The following is a 14,913-nucleotide window of genomic DNA, read 5'->3' as shown; positions in this document are numbered from 1 at the left end:
GAGCAAGATTTGCTTACTTGTTAATGAGACAACCTATCTAGCGTAATCCCTTCATTACGTCTTGCCTCGTTGCCCACAGAGCAGGAAATAAAACTGCCGCCATACCTATTAATGGAGAAAGAACAATTATACCTCCCAGAAGTAAAGGCATTGATGGAAATGTAGTAGCATTTAAACTTTGAAGCAAACAGGATGTGGAAATCATCGAAAACCCTACTGCAAATATTCCAACTGTTCCCGTTAAAAGAGCTCCTTCAAGCAATAGCAACGAAAATAACCGTTTCTTTGTATAACCAAGTACACGTAGCATACTTAATTCTTGGATTCTTTCCTTAATACTACTGGCTGTACTATTCATTAACCCGATGATAGTAAACAAAATGATTAATCCTACAGCTAGAAATAATATGAAAAAGCGTTGTAACAATTGTTCTTCTAAGTCATTCAATTCTTCTGCTCTATTATATAAAATTGTATTAGCATACTGCGGTTGTTGGATCAGTGATTGAACTTCTTCCATTGTTTCTTGTTGGTCTATATCTGATGTAATATTCATCTCTACACTATGAAGAGTATGAATCTGAAACATATCTTCCATATTTTTTTTAGTAGTGAATACTTTGTAGTCGTCACTCATGTGCTCTGAATTGGTTATAATACCTTCGACGATAAATTCTTTCTTATCCACTTCATCCACATTTTCAGACATATCAGCTTCTATTACATCGCCTAAATGATATCCTAATTTCTTTGAAGTAGACTCTGTTATCATAACGCCGTTAGGACTCAAATCTTCCTCTAGATGAATACCGTCCTTTATCTGAACCTCATTTTTATCTAAGCTGTATTGTAAATCAGTCCCACTAAGAGCAAGTATCACTTCACCTTGTTTTGAAGGGAGATTCATCGTATCAAACAGCTTTACATTTGTGTAAAAATGCGCCTCTATATTAGGGCTTTCACTGACAAGGTCATAGAATGAAAATGGAAACCCCTCTTCTATTTCTGATCCCACAGACACTAATTTCAAGTCATTTGGGTAAGTATCCTTGATTGTTTCAGTTGTGTTCACTTTAACACTTGTTAATACCACCATTCCTATAATAGAAATGATAACCCCTAAAGTGAAAATAGTAGAGATTTGCACATTTCTGCCTAATTGTCTTAGTAAATTTTTTGTAGCTAATAAGCCTTCTGCTCTAACCCTTAATTTTCGATCTAACAGACTTATTCCTTTCTCAAATATCACAAACATTAGAGGGATCGTCATAAATATTAATGCTATAAACGAAACTGCGTTAATAACATATATAAACCTCGATTGCCACTGCCATTGATTAAGGGCAAATAATATAGTTATGAATACTGCATACAACAAACTAATCCTGAAATACCTTTTAGTAATACCTTGGATGTTTTTCACACCTCTATAAACAACAATTGGTGGAGAAAGACTTGCTATATAGCCAGGAATGATTGAAGATAAAAAAATGATTACTGTAAAAATCCCCAAACTAAATAATATATCGTGGTATGGTAATACAATACCGGCATTTGGAATATTCATTAGTCTTAAAAACACATCAAGTGTAAGAAAAGGGACTAGAATACCAACAAGGATTCCCACTGCTACAGAAACTAATCCTACCATCATCGTTTCAATTAAAACTAAAAACATAATGTGTTTTTTCCCAAAACCTAATAGGCGTAGCGTTGCAAGTTCCTTTTGTTTTTCCTGAATGGACATTCTCATTGTGCTAATAAGTATCAATGCACTTATAAGGTAAATGGCAATATTAAGCCCCTTTACAAATGGTCCAAGCCCGCCAATATTATTACGTTCATTATCAATCTCTAATCGATTATCAATAAAAAAACCCTGGTTAAGCTCTCTCAATTCTTGAACAACATCCGATTTCTTTTCAATATCATCTAACTTAATAATCAATGCGGTTGTTATTCCATCGTTTAAAGTAACTTCTTGAAGCCAATGAAAGTCGAGAATGACCATATTCGATAAGGCTTCATGCTCTTCAGTAATTCCCGATACCGTAACATCTCTTTTCCCTTGTGGTGGAAAATTCATTTCTATCATCGAGCCAATTTGCAAATTATTCAATTTAGCGTATGTGGGAGAAATTAAAGCTTCTTGTGCTTTAGGGAAATTACCAGATTTTATTGATACAAACGGATATTCATAAGCCAACTCATCATTGTTAAAACCAATGTAAGTTGGTTCGCCCCACATATCATACTCTACTTCTTTGTTTAAGTATGGGTATAGGAAGGGACTTATTTTCTCCACTCCTTCTATCGTCTCTATCGTATCAATCTCTAATTTAGTAAGTGACTTATGACTATCTTGATAACCAACTACTATGTCAAAATCGCCATGCAAATCTTTGATTGTCTGTTCATTTGATTCTTGTAAACTAGCTAATAATATTTGCACAATTACAATTAGAGCAACACCTAGAGAAATACCTAAAACTAAGAATGCGTTTCTGGCCTTATGGTTGAATATTGAATTAATAGCTGCTTTAATAAATAATCTCATAAGCTTAGTTCCTCAATCTTAGATGCAATAATCCTAACTACTTCATGATCCTTCAAGCTTGAGTTTTTTAAATTTAGCGTATCGCAGATTTTACCGTCATGCATGAAAATAACTCTATCAGCATAAGCAGCTACATTTGCATCATGTGTTACTACAATTAACGTATGTCCCAGTTCCTCACAGAAGTTACGTAGAATACTCATCATAGCTTTAGAGGTTTTTGAATCAAGGCTACCAGTAGGTTCATCTGCTAGAATTAATTCCGGGTCATTTATAAGTGCTCTCACTATCGCTACTCTTTGTTGTTGACCGCCAGATAATAGATTAGGTTTAGATTGTATAAAAGAACCTAAACCAACCAAATGCAACAAGTCAATCGCTTTTTCTTCTAATTCTTTCTTATTCTTTACAGTTAGCATTGCTGGGAGGGTAACATTCTCTATAACGGACAATACAGGAATTAAATTAAATAATTGAAAAATAAACCCTATCTTTTCTCTGCGTAAACGAGTCAATTCGTGATCAGAATACCCCTTTATATTTTCACCACTTATCAGAACTTCTCCCTGATCATATGTATCTAGCCCAGATATCATATTTAAAAGGGTTGATTTTCCAGAACCACTTGTCCCCATTATTGCGACAAATTCGCCTTTTTCAATTTCTAATTCAATATGATTTAATGCCTTTACTTGACTTTGACCTTGACCATATATTTTAGAGAGTCCTCTCACGCTAAGAACTGACATTTTTTAATCTCCCCCTTCTTATTCTTGTAAGAATTATAGCCAAGGTAAATCAATTTTCTATATAATTAGTATCAAGATTTTATCAAGAAATATCATCCTTCTATACAACAACTAGGTATACTTTATACTCACTTTCACTGTTTTGAAAAAATAACAATCAAAAAAAACGAAGGAAGCGATTTCCTTCATTTTTTATGTTTTCTGATTATTTTATTCAATGATATTTTTAGGAATCTTTATAACAATCTTTGCCCCTTTTTCCACATCATTTGCGGCTTGGATTGTTCCACTATGCTTCTGAATAATAACTTGTGCAATAGTTAAACCTAATCCCATTCTTTGTCCATCGCTAAACTTTTCTTCATCTCCTTTATATAAAGGTTTAAATATGTGCTCAAGATCCTTTTCTGCAAATCCCTTTCCATTATCTAAAATAATCGTTTCTATAAAACTATCCTTTTCTCTAATGAATATTTCTATTTTCTCTGTCGGTGGACTATGGCGAATACAATTGATAAGCACATTTTCAAATCCTCTTTTTAGCAATAGATAATCACCAGTAATGGGGAGACTCGTTCGATTAATTACTTCTAGCGTAAGTTTTTTCTCTGAAAGTTTAAAAAACAACATCTGCTTTAAATCGTGTAGTAGATCATTAACTTGAAATACTGTTATTTCTTCGAGTTTAATTTGTCCTTCAATATTTGAATAATTAGCCAAAGACGTGACCAATTCATTCAGATGATTTGCTTGTTTCATGCTCATTTCTAAATATTGCGTTTTCTTTTGTTCGTTTTTAAAAAGTCCCTTTATTAATCCTTCCAAATAACCTCGCAATGAAAAAATAGGCGTCCTTAAATCATGAACAATGGAAGACACAAAGAGTTTTCTTTCATCTTCTAATCTTTCGTTATTCTCTTTCGACAATTTGAGATTTTTAGCCATTTCAATAAAGGCATGAGTGGTATAGTTCATTTCTTTAATGTTGGAACTTGGTAAATCTATGCTATATGTTCCATTCGATATAAGCTGTGAAGATTTATTAATAGCACGCAATGGCTTCATTAAATTTACTTGCAAAAATAATATATAGAGTATCGAGACTAAAGAAAATGCACCAATGTAAAAGACAAAATCGTAGTTCGTACTTTTAAGTTGTTCTTCTGCAGGTATCGGAGGAGGGCTAATATATACCGTTGCAATGAACGAATTATCAGCTGAATAAACATTATAATGAGCTGTATATAAATAAGATTGAACTAGATATAAATTAGATTTTTCATCGAGATTTTCTGAAAGGGCTTGATCACCTTCAGGAAGTAGAGTATTTTCAGGTTCCTTCATTCTTTCAGTGTAGAGCAACTCATCATCTGCAAAAATAATGAGCAGATCAAGATTATCTTCTTCGGCTTTCTTTCTTAATTGACTTTTCCATTCTTCCTTATCAAACTGTGTCTTATCAGTATTCACTATATTATTCTGCACCCATGAGTCCAAATCGAATCTTTGACTCTCTTTGGATGAAAAAACATTCGTTAGTTGTGAAGCAGTTTTCGCTAAAAGGATTGGCGTGAAAACAATAGCGATAAGGCTCAACGCAATAAACGCCTTAAAACTAATCTTTGGCATTTTTTATCCTCTCATTCCTTTATGCAACTGGTAACCAACGGATCTAATTGTTTTTATCTCGGGAACTGTATCGAAAGGAGCTAGCTTTTCTCTTAATTTTGCAACATGGACTCGCACACTGTGAAACCCAGTTACATCGTCATTCCATATTCTATCTATAATTTGCTCATACGTTAGCACAATCCCCTCATTTTCCATAAAATAATATAATAAATCAAACTCAATTGTCGTTAGCTCTACTGCTTGTTGTCCTACCCTCACTGACCTCGTGTCTAGGTTTAATTCAAGTTGATCGATAGATAAAACCCTCTGCACATCTATAGCTTTCCGAGAATGTATAGCTATTCTTCTTTCAACTGCCTTGACCCTTGCCACGATTTCACTTGGACTTGCCGTTTTGACAATATAATCATCAGCTCCAAGCATGAGACCTCTAATTTTATCTGCATCGGTTTGATGATTGGCACTTAAAAATAAAATAGGAACCTCTGAATCTTTTCGAATTCTCTTGCAAAGGGTAAAGCCATCAGTTCCAGGCAGCATAATGTCTAAAATAATACAATCTATTGTCATTTGACGTAACAGTGTTTCTGCCTCTTCAGCATTTTTAGCACCATAAACTTCGTAATTTTCCATTTCTAGAAAATCAGTCATTAATTGAATAATTTCTATATGGTCATCAACAATTAAAATATTTCTAAAAGGCAATTTAACCACCTCTTTAATTAAATTTCTATAGCTTATTTTACCATTTTTAACTATCTTCATACTATTCTACTATATAATCCATTAAAGAGCATGCTTTACAATTCAAACAAACCACTTCTATTTATTTGAAAGAAATTATGTCATAGAAAGTACAAGCTGTTCCAAAAAGATCTATTACTTTTATAGTACTAGATTGTTCTATTTCAAGAAAAGTTTATTTATAAAATGTTAAAAGTCTTGATTTTTTAAATGATACTTCTGCCCTCGAAACGTCTTATCGTCTGCTACACGCTCTCGTAACATGTTCACAAATTATGTAGAACACGGCAACAACGAAAATGTATTGTATATCCTGCGTAGCCATAGCCACTCAGACCTTCCTTTCCTGCCCTTTATGTTCGGCAGCACCATTCAGTTACCAAAGCCAACAAGGAGGCTTCTAGCGATATCCTAGACGTTTGTATGTGGTAGAAACGTCATAACCTGTCAAGTTTAGTTGCAATTGGTATTACTAGGTATCCACCAATAGCTAGCTCATGCTGACTAAAAAAGACAAATAAGAAACTAGACCTTTGCATTCGTCTAGTCCCTTTGCCACACAATCCAACATAAAACGGTCTATTTCATTATCGAAATTATTCATAAAAAAAAACACCTCCATGAATGGGAATTCCCATAAATGAATGTGTTTCATAGTTTAATTCAATTATTATGATCTCAGTAATTAGTCGGTATAAATTCAATGAATTCTCTCTAAATAAGTCCTGTAATCTTTTGTGGCTCTAACCTTAACTCGCCATCATATCGATGCGAATCTTGTCTGCGATCATGGCGATGAATTCGCTATTTGTCGGTTTCGATTTTAAATGATGCACCGTATAACCAAACATCGACGAAATTGATTCATAATTGCCACGGTTCCACGCGACTTCAATGGCATGACGAATCGCACGTTCAACTCGTGATGGCGTTGTATTGAATTTTTTAGCAATTTCTGGATATAAAATTTTCGTCACAGAGCCCAATAACTCGATATCTTCGAACACCATCTGGATAGCTTCTCGCAAATAAGAGTAACCTTTAATATGAGCTGGAACGCCGATTTCTTTAATAATGGCTGTAATCGTGCTATCTAATTGATGTTGATTTAATTTTTGAGGTGCAGCTGGTTGTAAAACACTTGTCTTTTTAGGGAGTGTAGCCTTCTGCCCAGCACAATGTAAGATCTTTTGAACCAATTGATCAAATTCAAATGGCTTTAGCATGAAATAGGATGCACCTAAGTCTACAGCTTGTTTCATCACATCTTCTTGGCCAAAAGCAGTTAACATTATAACTTGAATTGATGACATTCGTTCATTTTGATACATCGACTCTAAAACAGCTAACCCATCAAGATGCGGCATGATTATATCTAGAAGCAAAATATCTGGTGCGAATTCTTCTAGCATTTGTAAACAAACTTTCCCGTTTGAAGCAGTTGCAATTATTTCAATTTCAGGATGCCCTTGAAAATACTGCTCCATCGTTTTTAATAACTCACGATTATCATCTGCAATCGCTACTTTAACCTTTGTCATTTAAATTCCTCCTTTTGAACTGTGCTTTGAAATACCCCAAAGCGTCACCTATCCCCTAATGCAATTTTTGCACACTTTGGAATTTTCGACATTTTCGTTTTAAAAACCTTTTCAATTTCCAAAAATGAGTATGTAGTCCGATACTTTCTTTTTATATCGACAAGTTATGATAAATACCTGCAAAGCTTCGAATGCTTATATCATTTATTTTAGAGAAAAAACGGAGATAAAACTACAGTTTTTTTTTAGTATCGCAAATCGCTTCATAAATAAACGAAATACTTGATGAACAAGATATTTTCATGAAGAATGGAGCTACCTTTTTGGCAGCTCCTTCTTTTAAGATGATTTTTTTAACATTTCTGCTACTGTAAGCGCTGCTCCCTTTTTTGGCTCCTCCACAAACATATGTGTAACCGCACCTACAAAACGACCGTCTTGAATGATAGGACTGCCACTCATCCCCTGCAAAATACCACCGGTTTTTTCAATGAGCTTTTTGTCAGTTACTATGAATTCAAGGCGTTCATTTTCAACCTTGGTAATTTCAATTGAAAAAGTTTCCACCTTACTGCCCTCAATCGCAGTATAGATTTCAGCCTTCCCTGTTTTTATATCCTTTTCATGCATAATTTCAATTGCTTTAGGCAAACTTTGTTGATAACCGTCTTCCCAACGGCCAAAAATTCCATAAACTGTATTTTTATCTATACTCCCTAATCGATTATGATGTTTTTCAATGGAGGATATTTTATAGCCAGGTTGACCGGGTATGCTTTTACGAATTTGTTGAATCGAAGCTAAAAAAATGGAGCCAGCATGAAAAATAGGGGCTTCTTGTAACGTTGAATCAACGATTTGGTGGCCTAATGCACCGTAATTTTTTGTCTCTGGATCAATGTATGTCAATGTTCCTACTCCATCTGTTTCATCTTTTAGAAAGGAAATAACATGTTCTGCTTCTTGCTCCTGTAAATCAAGTGTCATTTCTTTTCCTTCACTTTTTATCGTCCATTTCTGTTGTCCTTGCCGAGCAACAGCTTTTTTGGCATCTACAAGCGTTTTTACTGTAATATCATTTATTTTTTCAATTACAGCGCCTCCTTTCATCCACTGATTGGAAGCTAACAGTACATCATGTGCTACAAATACATGTGATAGCTGAAGTTGAATACCAATTGCTTCGCCCATCGGAATAAGCTTTTTTGCGGCAAAAGCCTTTACGGGCATGAATAATAAAACGATGAGCATAGGCAAAATGACAAATTGACGCCAACGACGATACATACGACACCTCCTTTTTATTTTTGTCTTTTTACTATGTGTTTTTGTGGCGTTCTTATAAGCGGTAAATATTTGCGCAAAAAGAAAAAACCCAGAAACAACGAGCTGTTTCTGGATTCTTTTGCTATCTCATTTGTTTTTTTCGTGCATTAGCCATGTTTAAGAGCTCTGTTGCATGCTGCAAAGTTAAATCTGTAATTTCCGCTCCAGACATCATGCGACTGATTTCTTCAATACGAGCATTCGTATCTATTTCCAGTAATGACGTAAATGTTCGATCATGCTCGACTTCTTTTTTAATAAAATAATGATGATCAGCCATCGCAGCCACTTGCGGTAAATGCGAAATACATAAAACTTGAGAATTAACGGATATTGCAGCAATTTTTTCTGCAATTGCTTGTGCTACACGACCACTTACACCTGTATCTACCTCATCAAAAATAATAGATGTTATGCCATTAGAGGAGGAGAAAATCGTCTTTAACGCAAGCATCATACGCGATAATTCTCCACCAGAAGCAATTTTCGGTAAAGATTTTGGCGGCTCACCGACATTCGTAGAAATATAAAAAATTACTTGGTCTTTACCATTTGCATCAAAGTAAGGCAATTCATCAAAATTAACAATGAATTTTGCTTTTTCCATATGTAATTCACGTAGTTCGGCCATAATAGCTTCACTTAAATTATGTGCAGCGTCCTTTCGAACAGTAGAAAGTTCTGCAGCAAGTTCAGTTAATACTGCTTCCATTTCCAATACTTTTCGTTCTTTTACTTGTAAAATTTCGTCTCGATTTAAAAGCTCATTTAACTCTGTTTTAATTTTATCGTAATACGCTAAAATTTCTTCAACTGTTGAACCATATTTGCGCTTCAAATTTTGTATTAAGGCTAAACGTTGCTCAACTTCATTTAATCGAGCTGGATCAAATTCTAATTCATCCAATACATTTTTGACCTGGTAAGCAGCATCCTGTAATGCATAAAATGCAGTCGTGACAGATTCTGATGCTTCTTTAAATTGCTCGTCAACTGTCGCAGCATCTTCTAATGCACCCATTGCATTGCCAATCCAGTCAAGGCCTTTTGAATCACCTTGAATAGCTTCATATGCGGCACTCGAGCGTTCGAAAATCTTATTGAAATTCATTAAACGGCGACGTTCATCCAGCAACTCATCTTCCTCGCCAAGTTTTAAATTGGCATCCTCTAGCTCTTTCATTTGGAATTGGTACAAATCAATACGTTGCGCCATTAACTGTTCGTCAATCGAAATCGAAGCTAATTCTTTTTTAAGTGAACGATATTCATCGTATTGAGAACTGTACAAATCTTGAATAGGTGTTAGTTGTTCCTCAGCAAAATGATCAAGTAAATAGATATGCTGTTTCTCATCCATAAGCTCTTGATTTTCATGCTGACCATGAATATCGATAAGACTAGCCCCAATATCACGTAGTACAGATAATGGCACAAGTTTACCGTTTACTCGACAAACACTTTTTCCAGAATCATTTAAATCACGGCGTAGAATAATGGTATCTTCTTCTATTTCTATGCCCGCCTCTTCAAGTTTCTTATAAACAGGATGCCCAGAACTTGAAATTTGAAATAAACCACCTAATTCAGCCTTTTTAGCTCCATGACGAATAAATTCGGAATTCCCTCGGCCGCCAGCAAGTAAATGCACGGCATCGATAATAATTGATTTTCCTGCACCCGTTTCACCTGTTAAAACTGTTAAACCATCTAAAAAACTAACTGTTAAATCCTCAATGATGGCAAAGTTTCGAATACTAAGCTCTCTTAACACAAATTGTCACCTCTGTATCAAATTACCCTGCTATTTTATAGCATTTCTAATAAGCGATTTTTTGTATTTTCACGCTCATCTTCGTTACGACAAATAATTAAAATAGTATCGTCTCCAGAAATAGTACCTAAAATTTCAGGCCAATCTAAATGGTCAAGTAGTGATGCAATAGCATTGGCATTACCAGGAAGAGCCTTCATTACTAAAAAGTGTGATGCACCATCAATGCTGACAAAAGCATCAGCTAATGCACGATGTAATTTTTGTATAGGATTGAAACGTTGGTCTGCGGGCAAGCTATATTTATAGCGTCCATCCTGTAAAGGTACTTTCACAAGATGAAGCTCTTTAATATCACGTGATACTGTTGCTTGTGTCACATTATAGCCTGCATCCTTTAAAAAATCGACTAAATCATCTTGTGTTTCAATTTCATGATTGGCAATAATATCCCGAATTCGTATATGCCTCTGTCCTTTATTCATGTCGGTCACCTCTTATAAATAGTTGAATATTTGTATATTTACACTACCATTTTAAACATAAAAGCACAAGAAAAAACACGGCTCTATAAGAGAGCACGTGTTATTTTAGTGCACTATGCGCTTCTTCAACGAGTGCATTAAAAGCTGTATATGCAGGAATTTCTTCATTACCTACAGGATTCACTAAATGGAATAAAAATTCAATATTTCCTTCGCCTCCTGTAATTGGCGAAAACGAAGCATCCTTAACGACAAAGCCAACCTCTGTCGCCATTGCAGCAGTTTTTTCTAAAACTTCTAAATGTACTTTTTTATCACGAACAATGCCTTTTTTACCGACATTCTCTTTCCCAGCTTCAAACTGAGGCTTCACTAGTGCCATTACATCGCCACCTGGCATTAACACTGTTTTTAAGACAGGTAAAATAAGCGATAATGAAATAAAGCTAACGTCAATTGTTGCAAATTCTGGTAAGCCCTCTGTTAAATCTGCCGCTGTCGTATAACGGAAATTTGTTTTTTCCATTACAGTTACACGTTCATCAGAACGGATTTTCCATGCTAGTTGGTTAGAACCAACATCTAATGCATAGCAATGTCTTGCACCATTCTGTAATGCGCAATCTGTAAAACCTCCTGTAGAGGAGCCAATATCAAGCATTAGCTTCCCCTCTACAGACATATCAAAAATTTGTAGCGCTTTTTCAAGTTTCAAGCCGCCACGACTAACATATTTTAAATCAGAGCCTTTTACTTGTAGTGGTGCATCTATAGCAATTTTTTCCCCCGCCTTATCGATGCGAGTTTCATTAGAAAAAACAAGCCCTGCCATAATAGAGCGCTTTGCTTTTTCTCGCGTTTCGCATAGTCCACGCTCTACAAGTAAAATGTCTACACGTTCTTTTGGTTGTTTTGTCATTATTTATTCAAACCTACTTGCTGTTTTTGTTGAAGTAACACATGCAAACGTGCCACTGTATCCTCAGCCGTCATATGAATTTCAGCGAGAAGCTGATCTACATTACCATGCTCAATAAAATGATCAGGGATTCCCATACGATCGATTATTGCACTTAAATAGCCATGGTCATGGGCAAATTCTAATACACCACTACCAAAACCACCTTTTAGGACTGCCTCTTCAATCGTCAATATTGGCTTACGGCTTGTTAATATACGGTGAAGCATATCCTCATCCATCGGTTTAATGAAACGGGCATTGACTACCTCTATCTCTACACCTTGCTGCGCTAAAATATTGGCTGCTTCCATTGCCATTGGAATGGTCGTACCAAAGGTTAAAATCGTTGCATCCTTACCTTCACGTAATACTTCCCAGCTACCAATTGGTAACGTCATAAGCTCATCATCCAACGGAACACCTATACCATTACCTCGAGGATAACGTAATGCAATTGGACCGCCATCATAGTCTATGGCTGTTTTCACCATATGCTGACCTTCATTTTCATCTTTTGGCATCATAATTGTCATATTTGGTATATGACGAAGGAATGCAATATCAAATACGCCTTGATGTGTTTCACCGTCTGCGCCAACTAAGCCTGCACGGTCAATCCCTAGAAAGACATTTAGATTTGGACGTGCAATATCATGTAGCACTTGGTCATAGGCACGTTGAAGGAATGTTGAGTAAATGGCTAAAAACGGCTTCATGTTTTGTGTCGCTAAACCTGCCGCCATCGTTGCTGCATGTTGTTCAGCAATCCCTACATCAAAGAAACGTTCTGGGAAATCTTTTTGGATCCCTTGTAATTTTGAACCCACTGGCATTGCAGGAGTAATAGTGACAACGCGTTTATCCTCATGAGAAATTTTGCGGACTGTCTCAGCAATCAAGCTACTCCAAGCTGGACCTTTCGTCTCAGACTTTACAAAGGCACCGTTTTCAATTTTATAAGGTCCTGTCCCATGCCAATTACCAATTGTATCATCTTCAGCAGGTTTATAACCTTTGCCTTTTTTCGTAATGACATGAACGAGCACTGGGCCTTTTACTTTTTTAGCTTGTGATAAAGTTGTCTCAAGAGCATCAAAATCATGTCCATCAATCGGACCAAGATATTTAAAGCCAAGCTCCTCAAAGAACACACCTGATACTACTAAATATTTTAAGCTATCCTTTACGCGCTCAGCCGTTGTAGCAAGCTTACCACCTAGCACTGGAATTTTATTAATGAGCGATTCCAATTCTTCTTTGGCTTTTGAATATTCTTTGGCTGTACGAAGACGTCCTAGTACATTGTGTAACGCTCCGACGTTTGGAGCGATTGACATTTCATTATCGTTTAAAATGACAATCATATTTGTTTTAGCATGGCCGATATGGTTTAATGCCTCAAGAGCCATACCACCAGTTAAAGCTCCATCTCCAATAATTGGTATCACGAAATTCTTATCTTTTTTGATATCTCGTGCTGCTGCCATACCCATAGCTCCTGACAAAGATGTCGAGCTATGACCTGTCTCCCACTCATCATGTTCACTCTCCACACGCTTCGGAAAACCACAAAGCCCATTGAACTGACGTAATGTATCAAATTGATTTGCACGACCTGTCAAAATTTTATGCACGTAAGCTTGGTGGCCAACATCCCATAAAAACTTATCTTTTGGACTGTCAAACATTTTATGGAGCATAATCGTTAGCTCCACAACACCTAGGTTCGGTCCAATATGACCACCCGTGACAGAACATTTTTCGATTAAGAAGGTACGAATTTCTTCTGCAAGTCGCTCAAGACCCTTCTTATCTAAGCTTTTTAAAAAGGCTGGACTAGTTATCTTATTTAAATCCACCTTTCTCACACACCTTTTCAATAAATTATTCACCGTAATCGTGTTTCCACTATTATAACAGTGTTATTAATATGCTAAAAGTACGAACACTTTTTTTGTTTGCACATTGGCAAACGCCCTCACCTATTTTAGCATATTATATGCCTTTAACGCCTCGTTTTTCCCCTAGTTTTTACGATGTACAATATAGGCTGCAAACTCACGTAATAAGCTGGCATCTACTTCCAATTTATCTAGTGCGTTAATGGCATGCTGATAATGCTCCGCAAGCTTTTCTTTTGCCCCATCTAAAGATAATAGAGCCGGGTATGTGCTTTTATCACTTGCTACATCTTTACCTGCAGTTTTACCTAGTTCTTCTGTAGTACCCTCAATATCTAAAATATCATCTTGAATTTGGAAGGCAAGACCGATATGATGCGCATATTCCTTTAAAGTTTCGCGTTCTTCTTGCGTTACATCAGCTAATACTGCTCCCGCTTCAATACTAAATCGTAATAGAGCGCCCGTTTTATTAATATGAACATGCTCAAGCTCAGCAATGTTGAGCTGACGCTTCTCACCTTCCATATCGAGTACTTGACCCCCAACCATACCTTCTGCACCAGCTGCTTTACTTAACAAATTGACTAATTCAATGCGTTTTTCAGCTGATACATCCATGCGTGCTAATATGCCGAACGCAAGTGTATTCAATGCATCGCCTGCAAGTGTCGCTAATGCCTCACCATAAACTTTATGATTTGTAGGCTTACCTCTACGGAAATCATCATTATCCATACTTGGTAAATCATCATGGATTAACGAATACGTATGAATGATTTCAACAACTGATCCTACAGTTAAACCATGCTTCAAATTCTTATTGTATAGTTCAAGAACAGCCAATACGAAAAGAGGGCGAATACGTTTACCTCCAGCTTTTAATGAATAAAGCATTGATTCCTTTAAATTGGCTGGTGCATCAATTTTCTCGACTAGTGCAAACATTTCAGCTTCAACTTGTGGTATGTTGCTTTCAATAAAATGTTTTAATTGCTCGTTCATTTCTTAGTTCTCTCCCTTTAGTGGATCAAATGCCGTAGTCTCACCTGTCTCTTGGACAATAGAAATTAACTGCTCCTCAGCATGTTGCAGCTTGCCATGGCAAAATTGTGATAGCTCCATACCTTGTTTATATAAATCAATCGCGTTTTCTAGAGGCACATCACCTTGCTCTAACTGACGGACAATTTCCTCAAGTGCCGTCATTGCATCTGCGAAAGTTTGTTGTTTCTCTGCCACA

The 14,913-nt window shown here is 36.1% G+C and carries 12 protein-coding genes; all 12 read right to left on the bottom strand.

Annotation, left to right across the window (positions count from 1 at the left end):
• Window positions 1-37: 37 nt before the first annotated feature.
• A complete protein-coding gene (locus tag ACMZ42_RS17095; protein WP_415732135.1) occupies window positions 38-2,557 on the bottom strand; it encodes an FtsX-like permease family protein in 2,520 nt (839 codons plus the stop codon).
• On the bottom strand, window positions 2,554-3,306 hold the full coding sequence (locus ACMZ42_RS17090) for an ABC transporter ATP-binding protein (protein ID WP_370079891.1): 753 nt from the start codon (window positions 3,304-3,306) through the stop codon (window positions 2,554-2,556). The genes ACMZ42_RS17095 and ACMZ42_RS17090 overlap by 4 nt, the downstream gene beginning before the upstream one ends.
• Window positions 3,307-3,516: 210 nt before the next feature.
• A complete protein-coding gene (locus ACMZ42_RS17085; RefSeq protein ID WP_415732134.1) occupies window positions 3,517-4,935 on the bottom strand; it encodes a sensor histidine kinase in 1,419 nt (472 codons plus the stop codon).
• A gap of 3 nt (window positions 4,936-4,938) precedes the next feature.
• Entirely contained in the window at window positions 4,939-5,703 is a 765-nt protein-coding gene (locus ACMZ42_RS17080) for a response regulator transcription factor (protein WP_415732132.1), read from the bottom strand.
• A 728-nt stretch (window positions 5,704-6,431) separates the two neighbouring features.
• Window positions 6,432-7,223, bottom strand: a complete 792-nt coding sequence (gene spo0A / locus ACMZ42_RS17075) for a sporulation transcription factor Spo0A (RefSeq protein ID WP_370079885.1) — start codon at window positions 7,221-7,223, stop codon at window positions 6,432-6,434.
• A 339-nt stretch (window positions 7,224-7,562) separates the two neighbouring features.
• On the bottom strand, window positions 7,563-8,510 hold the full coding sequence (locus tag ACMZ42_RS17070; protein ID WP_370079883.1) for a SpoIVB peptidase S55 domain-containing protein: 948 nt from the start codon (window positions 8,508-8,510) through the stop codon (window positions 7,563-7,565).
• A 121-nt stretch (window positions 8,511-8,631) separates the two neighbouring features.
• The gene (gene recN / locus ACMZ42_RS17065) at window positions 8,632-10,323 is read right to left on the bottom strand and encodes a DNA repair protein RecN (protein ID WP_370079881.1); all 1,692 of its coding nucleotides are present in this window, start codon (window positions 10,321-10,323) and stop codon (window positions 8,632-8,634) included.
• A 35-nt stretch (window positions 10,324-10,358) separates the two neighbouring features.
• The gene (gene ahrC, locus ACMZ42_RS17060) at window positions 10,359-10,808 is read right to left on the bottom strand and encodes a transcriptional regulator AhrC/ArgR (protein WP_079561797.1); all 450 of its coding nucleotides are present in this window, start codon (window positions 10,806-10,808) and stop codon (window positions 10,359-10,361) included.
• A gap of 100 nt (window positions 10,809-10,908) precedes the next feature.
• On the bottom strand, window positions 10,909-11,727 hold the full coding sequence (locus ACMZ42_RS17055; protein WP_370079879.1) for a TlyA family RNA methyltransferase: 819 nt from the start codon (window positions 11,725-11,727) through the stop codon (window positions 10,909-10,911).
• Window positions 11,727-13,628 (bottom strand): 1-deoxy-D-xylulose-5-phosphate synthase, encoded by a 1,902-nt coding sequence (gene dxs, locus ACMZ42_RS17050; protein ID WP_402874100.1) that lies wholly within the window; start codon window positions 13,626-13,628, stop codon window positions 11,727-11,729. Before dxs ends, ACMZ42_RS17055 begins: the two co-directional genes overlap by 1 nt.
• A 165-nt stretch (window positions 13,629-13,793) precedes the next feature.
• Window positions 13,794-14,675: a polyprenyl synthetase family protein gene (locus ACMZ42_RS17045; protein ID WP_415732131.1), complete on the bottom strand. Its 882-nt coding sequence runs from the start codon at window positions 14,673-14,675 to the stop codon at window positions 13,794-13,796.
• Between the two features lie 3 nt (window positions 14,676-14,678).
• Window positions 14,679-14,912, bottom strand: coding sequence for an exodeoxyribonuclease VII small subunit (gene xseB / locus ACMZ42_RS17040; RefSeq protein WP_370079873.1), 234 nt, complete (start codon window positions 14,910-14,912; stop codon window positions 14,679-14,681).
• Between the last annotated feature and the right edge of the window lies 1 nt (window position 14,913).

It is taken from the genome of Lysinibacillus sp. NPDC056185 (assembly GCF_047737915.1).
GTDB lineage: Bacteria > Bacillota > Bacilli > Bacillales_A > Planococcaceae > Lysinibacillus.
This window is presented reverse-complemented; position numbering and strand designations above follow the sequence as displayed.

What these genes read in the sequence shown, in the direction of transcription:
- spo0A (WP_370079885.1), bottom strand. Translation starts at nt 7,223, where the DNA reads ATGACAAAGGTTAAAGTAGCGATTGCAGATGATAATCGTGAGTTATTA.
- ACMZ42_RS17095 (WP_415732135.1), bottom strand. Translation starts at nt 2,557, where the DNA reads ATGAGATTATTTATTAAAGCAGCTATTAATTCAATATTCAACCATAAG.
- ACMZ42_RS17080 (WP_415732132.1), bottom strand. Translation starts at nt 5,703, where the DNA reads ATGAAGATAGTTAAAAATGGTAAAATAAGCTATAGAAATTTAATTAAA.
- ACMZ42_RS17055 (WP_370079879.1), bottom strand. Translation starts at nt 11,727, where the DNA reads ATGACAAAACAACCAAAAGAACGTGTAGACATTTTACTTGTAGAGCGT.
- ACMZ42_RS17090 (WP_370079891.1), bottom strand. Translation starts at nt 3,306, where the DNA reads ATGTCAGTTCTTAGCGTGAGAGGACTCTCTAAAATATATGGTCAAGGT.
- ahrC (WP_079561797.1), bottom strand. Translation starts at nt 10,808, where the DNA reads ATGAATAAAGGACAGAGGCATATACGAATTCGGGATATTATTGCCAAT.
- ACMZ42_RS17070 (WP_370079883.1), bottom strand. Translation starts at nt 8,510, where the DNA reads ATGTATCGTCGTTGGCGTCAATTTGTCATTTTGCCTATGCTCATCGTT.
- ACMZ42_RS17085 (WP_415732134.1), bottom strand. Translation starts at nt 4,935, where the DNA reads ATGCCAAAGATTAGTTTTAAGGCGTTTATTGCGTTGAGCCTTATCGCT.
- ACMZ42_RS17045 (WP_415732131.1), bottom strand. Translation starts at nt 14,675, where the DNA reads ATGAACGAGCAATTAAAACATTTTATTGAAAGCAACATACCACAAGTT.